Origin of the sequence: Streptomyces sp. NPDC005648 (genome assembly GCF_040605395.1) — a bacterium.
Taxonomy (GTDB): Bacteria; Actinomycetota; Actinomycetes; order Streptomycetales; family Streptomycetaceae; genus Streptomyces.
Genome location: NZ_JBEXCS010000009.1, coordinates 38,296 through 53,898, shown reverse-complemented (window position 1 = coordinate 53,898; position 15,603 = coordinate 38,296). Strand labels below are relative to the sequence as shown.

The 15,603-nt window shown below is 72.1% G+C and carries 12 protein-coding genes and 2 pseudogenes; 6 read left to right on the top strand and 8 right to left on the bottom strand.

Annotation, left to right across the window (positions count from 1 at the left end):
• Nucleotides 1–18: 18 nt before the first annotated feature.
• Together ABZT17_RS07480 and pepN are read right to left on the bottom strand one after the other, a co-directional pair.
• Entirely contained in the window at nucleotides 19–1,065 is a 1,047-nt protein-coding gene (locus tag ABZT17_RS07480) for a hypothetical protein (RefSeq protein ID WP_356344902.1), read from the bottom strand.
• A 283-nt stretch (nucleotides 1,066–1,348) separates the two neighbouring features.
• Nucleotides 1,349–3,943, bottom strand: coding sequence for an aminopeptidase N (gene pepN, locus ABZT17_RS07475; RefSeq protein WP_356344900.1), 2,595 nt, complete (start codon nucleotides 3,941–3,943; stop codon nucleotides 1,349–1,351).
• A gap of 171 nt (nucleotides 3,944–4,114) precedes the next feature.
• Between pepN and ABZT17_RS07470 the strand changes: the two genes are divergently transcribed.
• Nucleotides 4,115–4,780, top strand: a complete 666-nt coding sequence (locus tag ABZT17_RS07470) for a DsbA family protein (protein WP_356344898.1) — start codon at nucleotides 4,115–4,117, stop codon at nucleotides 4,778–4,780.
• A gap of 348 nt (nucleotides 4,781–5,128) precedes the next feature.
• Here ABZT17_RS07470 and ABZT17_RS07465 read toward each other — a convergent pair whose 3' ends face one another.
• The 4 genes from ABZT17_RS07465 to ABZT17_RS07450 all read right to left on the bottom strand — a co-directional run bounded on the left by ABZT17_RS07465 (nucleotide 5,129) and on the right by ABZT17_RS07450 (nucleotide 8,749).
• Entirely contained in the window at nucleotides 5,129–5,371 is a 243-nt protein-coding gene (locus tag ABZT17_RS07465) for a hypothetical protein (RefSeq protein WP_356344896.1), read from the bottom strand.
• A gap of 105 nt (nucleotides 5,372–5,476) precedes the next feature.
• Nucleotides 5,477–6,901, bottom strand: a complete 1,425-nt coding sequence (locus tag ABZT17_RS07460) for an FGGY-family carbohydrate kinase (protein WP_356344894.1) — start codon at nucleotides 6,899–6,901, stop codon at nucleotides 5,477–5,479.
• A 13-nt stretch (nucleotides 6,902–6,914) separates the two neighbouring features.
• Nucleotides 6,915–7,937 carry a 2-hydroxyacid dehydrogenase gene (locus tag ABZT17_RS07455; protein ID WP_356344892.1) on the bottom strand — a complete coding sequence of 341 codons (1,023 nt, stop codon included), beginning with the start codon at nucleotides 7,935–7,937 and terminating at the stop codon, nucleotides 6,915–6,917.
• A complete protein-coding gene (locus tag ABZT17_RS07450; RefSeq protein WP_356344890.1) occupies nucleotides 7,934–8,749 on the bottom strand; it encodes a DeoR/GlpR family DNA-binding transcription regulator in 816 nt (271 codons plus the stop codon). Before ABZT17_RS07450 ends, ABZT17_RS07455 begins: the two co-directional genes overlap by 4 nt.
• A 197-nt stretch (nucleotides 8,750–8,946) precedes the next feature.
• On the opposite strand from ABZT17_RS07450, the pseudogene ABZT17_RS07445 reads away from it, so the two are divergent.
• From ABZT17_RS07445 to ABZT17_RS07425, 5 genes and pseudogenes are all read left to right on the top strand, one after another.
• Nucleotides 8,947–9,366, top strand: a pseudogene (locus ABZT17_RS07445) (FGGY family carbohydrate kinase); the annotation flags it as partial.
• A 624-nt stretch (nucleotides 9,367–9,990) separates the two neighbouring features.
• Nucleotides 9,991–11,049, top strand: a pseudogene (locus ABZT17_RS07440) (FGGY-family carbohydrate kinase); the annotation flags it as partial.
• Nucleotides 11,046–11,663: a histidine phosphatase family protein gene (locus ABZT17_RS07435; RefSeq protein ID WP_356344888.1), complete on the top strand. Its 618-nt coding sequence runs from the start codon at nucleotides 11,046–11,048 to the stop codon at nucleotides 11,661–11,663. The pseudogene ABZT17_RS07440 and the gene ABZT17_RS07435, both read left to right, overlap by 4 nt.
• A gap of 64 nt (nucleotides 11,664–11,727) precedes the next feature.
• The gene (locus ABZT17_RS07430; protein ID WP_356344886.1) at nucleotides 11,728–12,462 is read left to right on the top strand and encodes a DinB family protein; all 735 of its coding nucleotides are present in this window, start codon (nucleotides 11,728–11,730) and stop codon (nucleotides 12,460–12,462) included.
• Nucleotides 12,463–12,511: 49 nt separating this feature from the next.
• Nucleotides 12,512–13,288, top strand: coding sequence for an SAM-dependent methyltransferase (locus ABZT17_RS07425; RefSeq protein ID WP_356344884.1), 777 nt, complete (start codon nucleotides 12,512–12,514; stop codon nucleotides 13,286–13,288).
• A 29-nt stretch (nucleotides 13,289–13,317) separates the two neighbouring features.
• On the opposite strand, the gene ABZT17_RS07420 is transcribed toward ABZT17_RS07425, so the two are convergent.
• On the bottom strand, nucleotides 13,318–14,214 hold the full coding sequence (locus ABZT17_RS07420; protein WP_356344882.1) for a TauD/TfdA family dioxygenase: 897 nt from the start codon (nucleotides 14,212–14,214) through the stop codon (nucleotides 13,318–13,320).
• Nucleotides 14,215–14,227: 13 nt separating this feature from the next.
• Nucleotides 14,228–15,574 carry an LLM class flavin-dependent oxidoreductase gene (locus tag ABZT17_RS07415; RefSeq protein WP_356344880.1) on the bottom strand — a complete coding sequence of 449 codons (1,347 nt, stop codon included), beginning with the start codon at nucleotides 15,572–15,574 and terminating at the stop codon, nucleotides 14,228–14,230.
• Nucleotides 15,575–15,603: the final 29 nt, after the last annotated feature.

Here is a 15,603-nt window from a genome sequence, read left to right as displayed (position 1 = left end):
GCCTGTCCCGGTCCGTCACTACCGGGGCAGCACCACGACATACGCGGCCGGGTCGCGGTCGCCGGACGCCATCAGGGCCGTGCGGACCACCGCCGCCTGCTGGTCCATCGCGTCGCGCAGCTTCTTGGGGGTGATGTGGACGACCGTGATGCCGAGGCGCTCCAAGGTCTCGCGCTTGCGGGCGTACTCCGACCACATCGCGTCCTCGTCCTGGCGGGGGGCGCGGGTGTCGAGTTCCACGGCGACCGCCTGCTCCGGCCAGTACGCGTCGAGGCCGCCCAGGTGGGGGCCGCCCGGCAGCCGCAGGTCCACGTTCCAGACCGGGTCGGGGAGGCCGTACTCCTGGACCATGCGGTAGAGGCGGTCCTCGGCGATCGCCCGGCCCTCGGCCAGCAGGGAGTCGACCGCGTCCACGACATGCGGCCGGCTCAGCAGCTTGGCGTTGTTCAACTCCCGTACCACCGCCGCCGGTTCGCAGTGACCGCCGCGCACCGCCTCCGTGAGCAGCCGGCGCACCGCGCCCGCGTCGGAGAGTTCCGAGACCGCGTCGGCCAGCGCGCGGGACACCGGTGCGATCGGAACTCCCGTCACCTGCTGGGGAGTCGGGAGCGACGGTGTGCGGACGACGCGGGCGCAACCCGTCGAGCGCAGCCGGCGCAGGCGCGGGACCAGTACGTCGATCTTCTCGATCGAGAGCAGGGGAGGCGCCGAGGTGAAGCCGTGCAGCGTCAGCGCCGCCAGGCCCGTGATCATCGTCTCCGCGTAGACCGGCCGGTGCGGGTCGTCCGCGTTCGGCTGGGACGGAACACCCGGCGCCGACTCCCGTGCCGCGTACATCAGCACCGCGTGCAGCCGCTCCTCGCTGGTCGGCGGGCCCGGGTGGAGCAGGAACACGCCCGGGAGGACCTGCTGCCACGGGCCGCCGGGGCGGCACTGCTCGTTCATCTCCGCCGACGAGACGCCGTGCGAACGGAGTTGGGCCGTCGTGACGACCCGGCGGTGCACCTCCGCGAGGTGGCGCAGGGGGCGGGGGGAGGCCGGGGGGAGCGGGGTGTTGTGGTTCATGGCGTTGAGGTTCCCGCCCCGGGTCCGGCCCCTAACCGCTGTTACACGCCTGTCGACAAATACGGACAAGACGGCACTAAAGGACGGGTGTTCGGGTGCCGAGTAGAGGCGGAAAACCCCTGGTCCGTTCGGGTGTGGACCAGGGGTTACGGCTGCTATTGCCTGAATTCCGTAACGGTGACCGACCGCCAAATCTCAGGCCATAGGTCGGGGCCGACTCCGGCCGGAGAACCGGGCCGGCTCAGGCGTCCGCCGCATCGGCTCAAGCGCCCGCCGCGCCGGTTCAAGCGCCCGCCTCATCGCACGCCTGTCCGCGCAGTGCCCGCGCCAGGTCGTCCCGCGCCTCCAGCACCAGCCGCCGCAGCGCCGGGGCCGAGTCCTCGTGGGCCGACAGCCACGCGTCCGTCGCGTCCAGCGTCTCCCGCGAGTCCAGCAGCGAGGGGAACAGGCCGCCGACCACGTCCATCCCGATCTGGATCGACCTCTCCCGCCACACCCGCTCGATCGCCTCGAAGTACTTCGAGACGTACGGCGCCAGCAGCGGGCGCTGCGAGGGCTGGGCGAAGCCCGCGATCGTCGCCCCCACCAGCGCGTTGGACAGCGCGTCCGACTCCACCACCTGGGCCCACGCCTGCGCCTTCACGGCCTCCGAGGGGCGGGAGGCGAGACAGCGGACCTGGTGGCGCTTGCCGGACGCGGTGTCGTCACGGGCCAGTTCGGCCGCCAGCTCGGGCTCGCCCACCACGCCGTGCGCCGTCAGCGGCTCCAGGAACGCCCAGCGCAGCTCCTGGTCGACCGCCAGTCCGTCGATCTTCTCGGTGCCCTCCAGCAGCCCCCGCAGCAGCTCCAGCTCGGCCGGCGCCGACGCCACCACCACGAGGAAACGCGCCCACGCCAACTGGTGCTCGCTGCCCGCCTCGGCCGCCCGCAGCTCGCGCAAGGCACCCTCGGTCAGCACCCGCTCGCCCTCCGGACGCCAGGCCGGCGCCGCGTAGTGGGCCAGTGCCGAGCCCGCCCACGCGTGCAGCATCTGCAGGACGCCGATGCTCGACTCGCGGCCGGAGAAGCGCAGCACGATGTCCACGAACTCCCGCGCCGGCAGCAGCGCGTCCCGCGTCATGTTCCACAGCGCCGACCAGCACAGGGCTCGTGCGAGGGGGTCCGTGATGTCGCCGAGGGCCGCCTTCAGCGTCTCCAGGGAGCCCGCGTCGAACCGGATCTTGCAGTACGTGAGGTCGTCGTCGTTGACCAGGACCAGCTCCGGCGCCTGAGCACCCGCCAGCTCCGCCACGACCGTACGGGGGCCGTCGACGTCGACCTCGGCGCGCGCGTACCGCTCCAACGCCCCTTCGGCCGTACGGCGGTACAGGCCCACCGCCACCCGGTGCGGCCGCAGTTCGGGGTGCGATTCCGCCGCCTCCTGAAGGACCGCCAGCTCGTCCACGCGCCCCTCCGCGTCCAACAGGACCTGTGGGGTGAGGGAGTTGACGCCCGCCGTCTGCAGCCAGGCCCGTGCCCACGCCGCCATGTCCCGGCCGCTGGTCTCCTCCAGCACCGACAGCAGGTCACCGAGGCGGGTGTTGCCGTAGGCGTGCCGCTTGAAGTAGCGCCGCGCGCCCTCCAGGAACGCGTCCTGGCCGACGTAGGCGACCAGTTGCTTGAGGACGGACGCGCCCTTGGCGTACGTGATGCCGTCGAAGTTGAGCTTGGCGTCCTGGAGGTCGCGGATGTCGGCGGTGACGGGGTGGGTGGAGGGGAGCTGGTCGGCGCGGTAGGCCCAGGCCTTGCGGCGGTTGGCGAAGGTGATCCAGCCGTCGGTGAAGCGGGTCGCGCCGACCAGGGAGAAGGCACCCATGAAGTCGGCGAAGGACTCCTTGAGCCACAGGTCGTCCCACCACTCCATGGTGACCAGGTCGCCGAACCACATGTGCGCCATCTCGTGCAGGATCACATTGGCCCGGCCCTCGTACGAGGCCTGGGTGACCTTGCCGCGGAAGATGAACTCCTCGCGGAAGGTGACCAGCCCGGGGTTCTCCATCGCGCCGAGGTTGTACTCCGGCACGAACGCCTGGTCGTACTTCCCGAAGGGGTACGGGTAGTCGAAGTGGTCGTGGAAGAAGTCCAGGCCCTGCTTGGTGACGAGGAAGACGTCGTCCGAGTCGAAGTAGGGGGCCAGGCCCTTGCGGCACAGGGCGCCGAGGGGGATGTGGAGCGTCGTACCGTCCTCGAGGGTGCGCTCGTAGGAGTCCGTCACATAGTGGTACGGGCCCGCGACCACACAGGTGATGTACGTCGAGATCGGCTTGGTCTCCGCGAAGCGCCAGACGCCGTCGGTCCGCTCGCCGGCGCCGTTGCTCCACACCGTCCAGCCCTCGGGCGCCCGGACCTCGAAGCGGTAGGGGGCCTTGAGGTCCGGCTGCTCGAAGCCCGCGAAGACGCGGCGGGAGTCGGCCGGCTCGTACTGGGTGTAGAGGTAGACCTCGCCGTCCTCGGGGTCGACGAAGCGGTGCAGTCCCTCGCCGGTGCGGGAGTAGGCGCACTGGGCGTCCACGATCAGCTCGTTGTCCGCGGCGAGGTCCTCCAGGAGGATGCGGGAGCCGTCGAAGACCTGGCCGGGGTCGAGATCCTTCCCGTTGAATGAGACGGATGTCACACTCGGCGCGATCAGGTCGGCGAACGTGGTGGCGCCCGGCTCGTTGCTGCGGAAGCGGATCGTGGTGACGGACCGGAAGGTGCGCGGGCCCTCCCCGCTCTCCCCGTTTTCCCCGCTCTCCTCGCCCACTGCCGAACGCAGGTCCAGGGACACCTCGTACCCGTCGACGGACAGCAGGGCGGCCCGCTCCCGGGCCTCGTCACGGGTCAGATTCTCACCGGGCACGGACAGTGCTCCCTCGACTGGTGTTCGGTATGTGGACAGGTCCGATCCTGCCATGGGGCACTGGCACCGGGCATGCGGGAACAGGGGAATCCGGGGAACCGGGGAATCCGGGAATGGGGACGGGGGTGACCGTTGTTGGCGCTTCAACCACACGTGTTTCTTAGGAGAGCCATGCCCGAAACCGCGAGCACCCCGGCCGCGAAGACTCCCGTCGACTTCTGGTTCGACCCGCTGTGCCCCTGGGCCTGGATGACCTCCCGGTGGGTCCTCGAGGTGGAGAAGGTCCGGGACATCGAGGTGCGCTGGCACATCATGAGCCTTGCGGTACTGAACGAGCCGAAGATCGACGAGCTGCCCGAGGAGTACCGCGAGCTGCTGGAGACCAAGGCCTGGCAGCCGATCCGGGTGGTCACCGCCGCCTGGCAGAAGCACGGCTCCGACATCCTCGGCCCGCTGTACACCGCGCTCGGCACCCGTATCCACAACGAGGGCCAGGGCCCGACGCGCGAGGCCGTCGAAGGCGCCCTGGCGGAGGTGGGCCTGCCCGCCGACCTGATCGAGTACTTCGACCAGAAGGACTTCGAGTTCGACGCCGAGCTGCGCGCCTCCCACAAGGAGGGCATCGACAAGGTCGGCCAGGACGTCGGCACCCCCGTCATAGCCGTCCCCGGCCCCGACGGCGAGCAGATCGCCTTCTTCGGTCCGGTCGTCACCCCCGCCCCCAAGGGCGAGCAGGCCGCCCGGCTCTGGGACGGCACCGTGGCGGTCGCCTCGGTACCGGGCTTCTACGAGCTCAAGCGGACCCGTACGAAGGGCCCGGACTTCAGCAACCTGTGACCGGACCTGTGACCGCGCCGGTCAGCTGAAGGAGGCGGGGAGGCTGAGGCCGTCCCGTTGGTTGAAGTAGGGCTGGACCCACAGGCACTGCCCGAGTGACGTCCGGCCCTCGCACCGCCAGTAGCCGTGCGCGCCCGACCTGCCGGCCGACGCGATGTACCTCTCCTCCTCGGCGTTGACCTTGCGGAACGGGTGAAGCCTCCCCCTGGGACACCTGGGGCAGTGAATCCTGTCGGACACAAGAGCCTCCCGGAGCGGTCCGGCGAAACGGTCGGAACCGGGAGCATAGGTGCGCCGCTCTCCCGTGCGTGAGCCCGGAATCCGTCCCGCCGGGGCGGATTCCGGACGTCACTTGTCGGCGGCCCGCTCCTTCTCGCCGACGTCGTTGGCGAACTTCTCGGGGAGAAGGGCGCGGTCGTGGAGGTGGCCGGCGCGGAAGTAGGTGCGACAGCCGGCGGCCGTACAGCGCCAGAGGTCGTCCACGAAGTGGCGGACACCCCTCACCTCCCGGACGGCCGCCTTCTCGTCGTCGTGGAGCTTGCGGAACTCCTGCATCGAGCCGCAGTTCGGGCATGCCCGGGTCCTCGTCATCAACCCCTCCTCGCGCGCGCCGCCAGGTCAGGGAAGCAGTACAGCGCGTACGCGGCGACGGCGCGCCCGAAATGGCCCGTTCCGGTCGGGCGCGGCCCGTTCCGGTCAGGCGCGGGCCCGGTCCCGGGCGCCCGCGAGGCGGGACAGGTGGTCCTCGAAGGCCTTCGCGTAGTACGCCGCCCGTGCCGCGTCCGGCTCCACGACCGCCGTCGGCTCGGTCCACGCGTCCGCGTCCAGGGTGACGCCGTACCGCTCGGCCGCCGCCAGCACCGCGCCCCGGGCGCCGACCTCACCCTCGACGACCTTCAGCGGACGGCCCAGGACGTCCGCCAGCAGCCGCATCCACGCGGGGCTGCGTGTGCCGCCCCCGCACACGGCCAGCGAGCCCGTCAGACCGGCCGCCTCCAGACAGTGGCGAGCGGCGAACCCGATGCCCTCGCAGGTCGCGCGGATCAGATCCGCCTTCGTCGACTCCAGGCAGACACCGGTGAGTTCGGCACGGAGCCGGGGCTCGACGAAGGGGGCACGCTCGCCGGACGGGGCGAAGTACGGCAGGACGCGCACACCGTTCGCGCCGGGCGGGGTGTCGGCCAGCAGCGCGTCGACCTCCTCGTGCCGGACGCCGGTCGTCGACAGCACCCAGTCCAGGGCCGCCGTACCGACCATCGCCGGCATCGCGCGCAGCCAGTGCCCGGGACGGTCGGTGGAGATGTACAGGCCCGCCGGCTCGCCGCTCAGATCCAGCTCGGTCGTGGCGACGAGGGCGGCCAGACACGTGCCCACGATCAGCAGTCCGTCGCCGGGCGCCGTCACCCCCGCGCCGAGCGCGCAGGCGGGCAGGTCGTACGGGCCGTTCGCGAGCCGTGTGCCGGACGGCAGGCCCTCGCCGCGCGCCCGGGCGGTGGCGACCGGGTCGCTGATCGGAGCGAGCAGACCCCGGCGGTGGGTGAGGCCGAGGACCTCCACCACCCGGTTGTCGTACGACCTCGTACGAGGATCGAGGAAGGGCATCGACGCGTCGGACACGTCGGTGGTCGCCGGTGCCCCCGTGAGTCGCCGGTAGACCATGTCCTTGCAGTACAGGGCCGTCGCCGCCGCGTCCAGGGACTTCGGTTCACAGCGGTCGAGCCACGCCAGCAGGGGGCCGGGGCAGCCCGGGAACATGGCGCTTCCGGTGCGCCGGAAGACGGTCTCGAAGGTGCCGTCCGCCAGCCACTGGTCGAGCAGTTCGTGCGCGCGCCCGTCCATCCAGGAGGCGGCGGGACGGACGGGGACGCCCTCCTTGTCGACGAGCCAGACACCGTCGCCCTGACCCGTCAGACCGGCCAGCTCCACGGGTCCCGGCAGCCGGGCGGTGAGGGATTCCAGTACGGCGACGACGGCCGCGTACACCTCCTCCATGTCCTGCTCGACGACGCCTCCGTGCAGCGCGAGCCCCACCGGCCTCGACTCGACGGCGAGTTCACGCCCCGCACCGTCGAACGCGGCCGCCTTCACCATGGACGTGCCCACATCGATACCGACGTACATCTCGCCTCCAGGCTCAGGTCAGACAGTGCGCCAATGTCTCGCCACGCACCCAACGCCCCACTTCCCCGGCGGCGATCCGCGCCGCCTTCTCCGCCACCGCGCGGGAGGCCCCGCCCAGGTGCGGGGTCATGACCACGCGGTCGCGCAGGGCGAACAGACGGGAGTCCGGGGGCACCGGCTCCCGCTCGTAGGTGTCCAGGGCCGCCGCCGACAACAGGCCGCTCTCCAGCGCGTCGCACAGCGCGTCCTCGTCGAGGAGCGGGCCGCGCGCCGCGTTCACGACCACCGCACCCCGCGGGAGCAACGCGAGTTCGCGGGAGCCGAGCAGGCCCCTGGTCTCCGGGGTGAGACGGGCGTGCAGGGTGATCACACGGGAGCGGCGCAGGAGTTCGCCGAGGGACGGCACCCGCAGGCCGTGGATCTCGCCGCGGACGTACGGGTCGTGGACCATCACCTGCGCGCCGAAGGCACACAGGGCCCGGGCCACCCGGCTGCCCACCGCGCCGTATCCGACGAGCCCGACGGGAAGGTCCTCCAGCTCCAGACCGCTGTGTTCGTAGGTGTAGTACGTCGCCCCCTCCCAACTCCCCTTGCCCGCCAGGAGGTTGTCGGCCTGGGGGATGCGGCGCAGGGCGGACAGCATCAGACCGATGGTGAACTCCGCCGTGGCGGCGGCGTTGCGTCCGGGGGCGTAGCAGACGCGGACGTCGTTGATCTTCGCCGCGTCCAGGTTGACGTTCACCGGGCCGCCCCGGCAGACGACCACCAGGCGGAGGGCGGGGCAGGACTCCAGGACGCGTTCGGTCACCGGGCCCATCTGGGTGACCAGCACCTGGGTGTCCGCGAGCGCCTCGATCAACTCGTCCTCGGCATCGCTGGCCTCGTCGACCTCGGCCACCGGGCCGAAGGGCTCCAGGGGCCAGCCGAGCTTCAGTTCGCGGACCTCGCAGGGGAGTTCGGCCTCGACGGCCGCCCTGATCAGCGACGGCAGGACGAAGTGGTCGCCGGCCGCCAGGACACGTAAGGGATCGCTCATCGCAGGGGATCTCCCGTCTTCGTCGCGCAGACCTCGTAGCGGACCTTGTGCTCATCCAGGTCCCGCAGCGCCTCCGCGGACGCCCCGTCGTCGACGAGGAGCAGGTCGAAGCGGGAGAGCGGGGCGACCCGGTGCAGGGCGGTCCGGGCGAGCTTGGTGTGGTCGACCAGCAGGACGTTGCGGGCGGCCGCGTCGAGCATCGCCCGCTTCACCGACACGATGTGCTGCTCCTGGTGGTAGGCGTGCCCGCCGTGCACGGCCGACGTGGACGCGAAGCAGACGTCCACGCGCAGGGACTGGACCGCCTCGACGCAGGAGACGCCGAGGAAGGAGGAGTGCAGGGGGTCGTAGTCGCCGCCGAGGGCCATCAGATGGATGCTCCGCTGGTCCGCGAGGACGTTGAGGGCCTCCAGGAAGTTGGTGACGACCGTGAGGGGGGTGATCCCGCCCAGGCGCAGCCGGCGGGCTATCTCGAGGGTGGAGGTGGAGTCGTCCAGCATGATCGCCATGCCGGGCTCTATGCGCTTCAGCGCGTGTTCGGCGAGGGCCTCCTTCTCCCTGCGCATGGTCTTGAGGCGGTACTGGACGTTCGACTCGAACACACCGGACGGCTGCGCCGTCACCCCGCCCCTGAACTTCCTGACGACCCCCTGCCGTTCGAGCTCGTCGAGGTCGCGGTGGATGGTCATCAGGCTCACCCCGAAACGCTCGGCGAGCTCGGCCGCGGTCGCCGAGCCGGCGGCCAGGACCCGCTCGGCCACGGCGGCCTGGCGGGCCGCGGGTCCCTGTGGTGCGCCGGTGCTGCCGCTCATCGTTTCCCTGACCCGTCCGATTGACCCGTCCGATTGACCTGTGGCGTCGGTCTGCCAACCGAGGGTGTAACGGGAGAAGTTGCGCGTCAATCCCTCGCGCCGGCGAAAACCTGGGGTCAATATCGAGAGAGGCTGAGAAGTTCACACGAACGGCCGCGAAAGATCCGTGCACGACACCACGAGACCCGGAGGTACGGATGCTGGACGAGCGCGAGGCCTGGCTGGGGATCGACCTGGGCACCCAGAGCGTCCGGGTGCTGGCCGTCACCCTGGACGGGACGGTGGTCGGCCGAGGGTCCGCTCCGCTGGCCGGGCGCCGGGAGGGGGAGCGGCACGAGCAGGACGCGGGGGAGTGGTGGCAGGGCGTGTGCAGGGCCTCGCGCCAGGCGATGGGGCAGGCGCGGGCGCACGCGCGGGCCGTGCGGATCGGTGGCCTCGCGGTATGCGGCACGTCCGGCACCGTGGTCCTGACGGACGTGCCGGGACGACCGGTCGGGCCCGCCCTGATGTACGACGACGGACGCGCCGCCGAGCAGGCGGCGCGGGCACGGGCGCTCGGGCTGAGCGTGCAGGACACCTGGGCACTGCCGAAGGCACTGTGGCTGGTGGAGAAGTACGACGAGGAGACGAACGCCGACTTGGCGGGCGGCGGCGGCCCGGGCGCCGGTCCGGGGGTCGGGGGCGGGGGCCTGGGCGCCGACGGGGGTGCCGAGGGCGGGGGCCTGGGAGCGGGCGGTGATGCCGGGGACGGGGGCCCGGGAGCGGGCGGAGGTGGTGGTCCGGGGAGGGGTGGGGGCGTTGAAGACCGGGGTCTGGGCGCTGACGGGGGCAGTGGTCCGGGGATCGGCGGGGGCCGGGGGCTGGGGACCGGTGGTGGCGGTGGGGCCGGTGGGCTGGGGACCGGACGGGGTGGCGGGGGTCGGGGGGCTGGCGGCGGTGTCGAAGAGGGGGCCGTGGGCACCGGCCGGGATGGGGGTGGTCGTGGCGCGGGCGCCGGCGGAGGCGGCGATGGCGGAGGGCTGGGAATCGGTCGGGCCGGCGGTCGGGGAACCGGCCCGCGTGGCGGGGGGAGTGGCACCGGTGGTGGCGGACGTGGTGGTGGGGTGGCCTCGGCTCACGGGCGGCCGCCCACGGTGACGGACGGGTCCGGGGCCGGTGTGCCCGGTTCGTCCTCGGGGCGGCGGGGGCGACCTCGGGAGGGTCGGCGTTCTCACCTCCATCTCGCGCATCCGCCCCGCCTCCGCCTCGCCCACCAGCCCGACGTCGTCGTCGCCCGGCTCACCGGCGAGCCGTCGTGCACCGACTCCAGTCACGCCCTCAAGACCGGCTACGACCTGGAGCGCGACGCCTGGCCCTACGGTGCCCTCGCCGAACTCGGGCTGCCCGACGGCCTGTTGCCCGACGTCGTCCGTCCCGGCACCCGGCTCGGCGAAGTCTGCGCGGCCGCCGCCGAGGCCACCGGCATTCCGGTCGGCACGCCCGTGATCGCCGGGATGACCGACGGCTGCGCGGCCCAGATCGCGTCCGGCGCGCTGCGCCCCGGCGCGTGGAACTCGGTCCTCGGCACCACCCTCGTCCTCAAGGGGGCGGCCGTCGCCCCCGTCCACGACCCCACCGGCGTGGTCTACAACCACCGTGCGCCGGACGGGACCTGGCTGCCGGGCGGGGCGTCCGGGGTGGGCGCCGGCGTGCTGACGGCGCTCTTCTCGGGAGCGGACCCCGCGGCGATGGACGCCCGGGCGGCCGCCTGCGAACCGTCGGGCGCGGTGGCGTACCCCCTCGTCTCCCAGGGCGAGCGCTTCCCGTTCCGCGCGCCGCAGGCCTCCGCCCTGCTCCTGGGCGAACCGCGCGACGACGCCGACCTGTGGGCCGCTCTCCTCCAGGGCGTCGCCTTCACGGAGCGGCTCTGCCTGGACTACCTCCACCACCTCGGCGCCCCACTGGACGGCCCGCTCACCTTCACCGGGGGCGGCGCCCGCAGCCCGTACTGGAACCAGCTCCGCGCCGACATCCTGGGCCGCCCGGCCCGCGTACCCGCCCAGACGGAACCGGCGCTGGGCATGGCGGCACTGGCGGCGCACGGCACGGGGGCGGGCTCCCTGGTGGAGATCACCGACCACATGGTCCGCGTCGGGGCCACCCTCGACCCCCGCCCGTCCCGCACGGCCCTCTTCACCGAGCCGTACGCCCGCCTGCTCGACGAACTGACGGCACGGGGCTGGCTGCCGCCCCCAGTGGCGAACCACGCACACGCCCGCCTCCATGGGGACGGGCCCGCCTCCGGAAGGACCGTGTCATGAGTACGACCCTTCTTCTGGCCCGCCACGGGCAGACCGTCTGGCACGCCGAGAACCGTTACGCGGGCGTCAGCGACGTGGCCCTCACGGACACCGGACGCGCCCAGGCCGAGGCCCTCGGCCGCTGGGCCGCCGCACATCCGGTCGACGCGATCTGGACGTCCCCCGTCTCCCGAGCCGTCGCCACCGCCGACCCCGCCTGCCGGGCCCTCGCCCTGACCCCGCACCGCGAACCCGACCTGCGGGAATGTGACTTCGGGGTGGTGGAGGGCCGTACGCTCGACGAGTTCGCGGCCGAAGACCCGGCCGCGGCGGCGGCCTTCCGTGCCGACCCGGTGGCCCACCCCTTCCCCGGCGCCGAGGATCCGGCCGCGGCCGCGGCCAGAGGCGCCGCCGCCCTGCACCGCATCGCCGCCGCCCATGACGGCGGACGCGTACTGGTCGTGGCCCACAACACCCTGCTCAGACTGGTGCTGTGCCGGCTCCTGTCCATTCCGCTCGCCGAATACCGCCGGGTCTTCCCACAGTTGAGGAACGCGGCGGTGTCCGAGCTCCGTATGAGCGAGGGGGCGACGGCACTCCTCTCCCTCAACGTGCCCTGTGGGCAAGTGACTTGACGTGGGCGGGCGCGGCGCCGCAATTCCCTCGCGCCCCGCACCGCCCGCCCGCTAGCCTCCGGCCATGCGGACTCAGGGCGTACGGACCGACCGATTCGGCTTGCTGCTCGACCAGTTCGACTGCGCGAGGGAGCGGGCCCAGGTGCGGCTGACCGGACTCGGTGAGGAGGAGTACCTCTGGGAGCCGGTCCCCGACTGCTGGTCGCTGCGGCGCCGCGGCGAGGCGACGACGCCCAGGGCGTTCGGCCCGGGGGAGTGGGTCCTGGACCTGGGCGATCCGGACATCCCGGCGGGCGAGTACGCGGAGGTCGCCCGGCAGGTCGCCGACGGCATGACCATCGAGAAGATCGCCGAGGACTGGAAGGTGAGCGTCGAGCGTGTCGAGGAGGTCCTCGCGCACACGGGCCCGCCGGAGCCCGACGTCACCCCGGTCACCACGATCGCTTGGCGCCTGTGCCATCTGCACCACGGCTTCGCGGGCCAGTGGGAGTGGACCTTCGGCGAACGCCGTCAGGACCCCAGACAGCTGGTCGACTTCACCCCCGACCCGGGCCTCGCCCTCGACCGCTTCTGGCAGACGATCGACCGCTGGCGCGCCGACGTGGGCACCCTGACCGACACCCAGCTCGACACGATCGGCCTCTCCCAGTACCCCTACGGCTCCGACCCCGACGAGCCCTACATCGCCGTCCTCTGGGGCACCAACCTGGAGTTCATCCACCACATGTCGGAAATCGCCCTCCTGCGGGACCTGTGGCGGGCCCGCGACTCCGCGGCCACGTCGACCGACTCGAACTGATCTTCCGGAACCCCCCTGTGATCAGGACCGGTCGTAGGAGGATGGCCTCATGACGGAGATCGACACCTCGGTGCCGCATTCGGCACGGATCTGGAACTACTGGCTGGGCGGCAAGGACAACTACCCGGTGGACGAGGAGGCCGGCGACGCCTACACCGCCGTCTTCCCCGGCATCGTCACCATCGCCCGCAGCAGCCGGGCCTTCCTCGGCCGCAGTATCCGGTACCTCGTCGAGGAGGCGGGTGTGCGGCAGTTCCTGGATGTCGGAACCGGGCTGCCGACCGTGGACAACACCCATGAGGTCGCGCAGCGCCACGCCCCGGACGCGAGGATCGTCTACGTCGACAACGACCCGCTGGTCCTGGCCCACGCCCGCGCCCTGCTCACCTCGACGCCGCAGGGTGTCACCGCGTACGAGGACCTGAGCCTGTACGACCCGGGGCGCATCCTGGAGGCGGCCGGGAAGACGCTGGACCTCACCCGCCCGACCGGCCTGATCCTCAGCGGCATCCTCGGGCATGTCAGCGGCTACGACGAGGCCCGCGAGCTGGTGCGGAACCTGATGGCGGGCCTTCCCTCCGGCAGCTACCTGTCCCTGAACGAGGGCTCGCGCGGCACCGACCCGGACTACGAGCAGGCGCAGGACGCCTACAACGAGACCGGAGCGGTGCCGTACTTCCTGCGGCCGGTCGAGCAGATCGAGGGCTACTTCGAGGGCCTGGAGCTGGTGGAGCCGGGCGTCGTGTCCGTCCCGCTGTGGCGCCCGGACCCGGGCGCCGACACCGCCCCCATCGGCCAGCACGGCGGCGTGGGCCGCAAGCCGTAGCGCACGACGGGGGCGGCGGACGCCGGTGACTACGCGGCCACGGACGTGTAGTGCGAGGCGTCGCCCTCGATCGAGTAGCTCTCCTTGCCCTCGATGCCGACCGGGATGTCACCGGCGACGGTGACCCGGTGCAGCCGGCGCGGCCGGCCGTCGTAGTTGTCGACTGCGTAGTGCTGGGTGATGCGGTTGTCGAACAGGACGAGCTGGTTCTCGGACCAGCGGTGGCGCAGGATGTTCTCCGGCCGGGTGACGTACGCCTGGAGCAGGTCGAGGATCTTGTGGGACTCGCCCGGCGAGAGGCCGACGATCCGCTGGGCGAACCCGCCGATGAACAGGCCGCGTTCACCGGTCAGCGGGTGGACACGGACCACCGGGTGGACCGTGCGGTACTTGATGGACGTGAACTGGGCGCGCTGGGCGGCCGCTTGCTCGTCCAGCTGCTCCTCCGGGACGGCGTAGTCGTAGTCGTTGGTGTGCTCGGCCCACAGGGTGTCCGCCAACTGGCGCAGCGCGTCCGGGAGTTGGCGGTAGGCCGCCGCCGAGCTGGCGATCAGGGTCTCGCCGCCGTACGGCGGGATGGTGATCGAGCGCAGGGTGCTGGCCTGCGGCGGGTTGAGGACGAACGTGACGTCGGTGTGCCAGTGGTTGGCGGCCCGGCCGCGCTCGCTGTCGACGGGCAGGACGTTCGGGACGCCGTCGACGGAGGAGACCGTGGGGTGCGCGGTGGTGACGTCGCCGAAGTGGCGGACGAAGGCCTGCTGGGACTCGTCGTCCAGGTTCACCTCGTCGAAGACGAGCGCCTTGTGGGCGTTGAGGGCCTCACGGAGCGCGGTCGCCGTCTCCGCGTCCAGGGGCTTGGAGATGTCGACGCCGGAGACACGGGCGCCGATGTGGGCGGTGACCTTCTGGATCTCGATGGGGGACACGGGCATGGTCCTTTCAGACGGAGGCGAGCGCCGGGGTGGTGACGTACTGGTTGGCGGGGCGGGGGAGGCCGTAGCGCTCCCGGAGGGTCTGGTGCCGGGGGCCGTACTCGTCGCGCAGCAGGCCTCGGGCACGGAGGAGGGGGACGACCTGGTCGACGAAGGTCTCCAGGCCCGACGGCAGCACGGCGGGCATGATGTTGAAGCCGTCGGCCGCGCCCTGGGTGAACCAGGTCTCGATCTTGTCGGCGATCTGCTCGGGCGTGCCCGCGAAGGTGAGATGGCCGCGCCCGCCGCCGAGCCGGCCGATCAGCTGCCGGACGGTGAGGCGGTCGCGCCGGGCGAGCTCGACGACGAGGGTGTAGCGGCTCTTGGCGCCCTCGATGACGTCCTCGGGCGGCAGGTCGGCGGGCAGTTCGGCGTCCAACTCCAGTACACCCGGCTCCAGTTGCAGGAGTCTCTCCAGGCGGTCGACGCCGTGCGCGTACACGATGTGGTCCTCCAGGACCTGCTCGTGCGCCCGCGCTTCGGCCTCCGTCGAGCCGATCACCGGCACGATCCCGGGCAGCACCTTGATGTGCTCGGGGTTCCGGCCGGCCGCCTCCGTACGGGACTTGAGGTCGGCGTAGAAGGCCTGTGCGTCGGCGAGGGTCTGCTGGGCGGTGAACACCGCCTCCGCGTACCGGGCCGCGAAGGTCTTGCCGTCCTCGCTGGAGCCGGCCTGGACGAGCAGCGGGTAACCCTGCGGTGAGCGCGGCACGTTGAGTGCGCCCTCGACGCTGAAGTACGTCCCCCGGTGGCGCGGCGGGTGGATCTTCGTGTCGTCGCCCCAGACACCGCTCGCCTTGTCGCCGACGATCGCGTCGTCCTCCCAGCTGTCCCAGAGCTTGAGGGCCACGTCCAGGAACTCGGCGGCCCTGGCGTACCGCTCGGCGTGCGCGGGCTCGGCGTCCAGTCCGAAGTTCCGGGCGGCCTCCTCACCGGCGGTGGTGACGATGTTCCAGCCCGCCCGGCCGCCGCTGATGATGTCCAGCGAGGCGAACTTGCGGGCCAGGTTGTAGGGGGAGTTGTAGGAGGTGGAGGCGGTGGCGATCAGCCCGATGTGCCGGGTCGCCGTCGCGAGGGCGGTGAGGAGGGTGAGCGGTTCCAGCGCGCCCGCCGGGCGCTGGGCGACGTTGCCCCACAACTGGGGGCCGTCGGCGAGGAACAGTGAGTCGAAGGTGCCGCGCTCGGCGATCCGGGCGAGCCGGACGTAGTGGCCGAGTTCGACATGCGCGTAAGGGTCGCTCTCCGGAAGGCGCCAGGAGGCCTCGTGGTGACCGGTGTTCATGAGGAAGGCGTTGAGGTGCAGCCGGCGGGTCATACGGGGTCCTCCGTGGTGCTCGGGGTCGT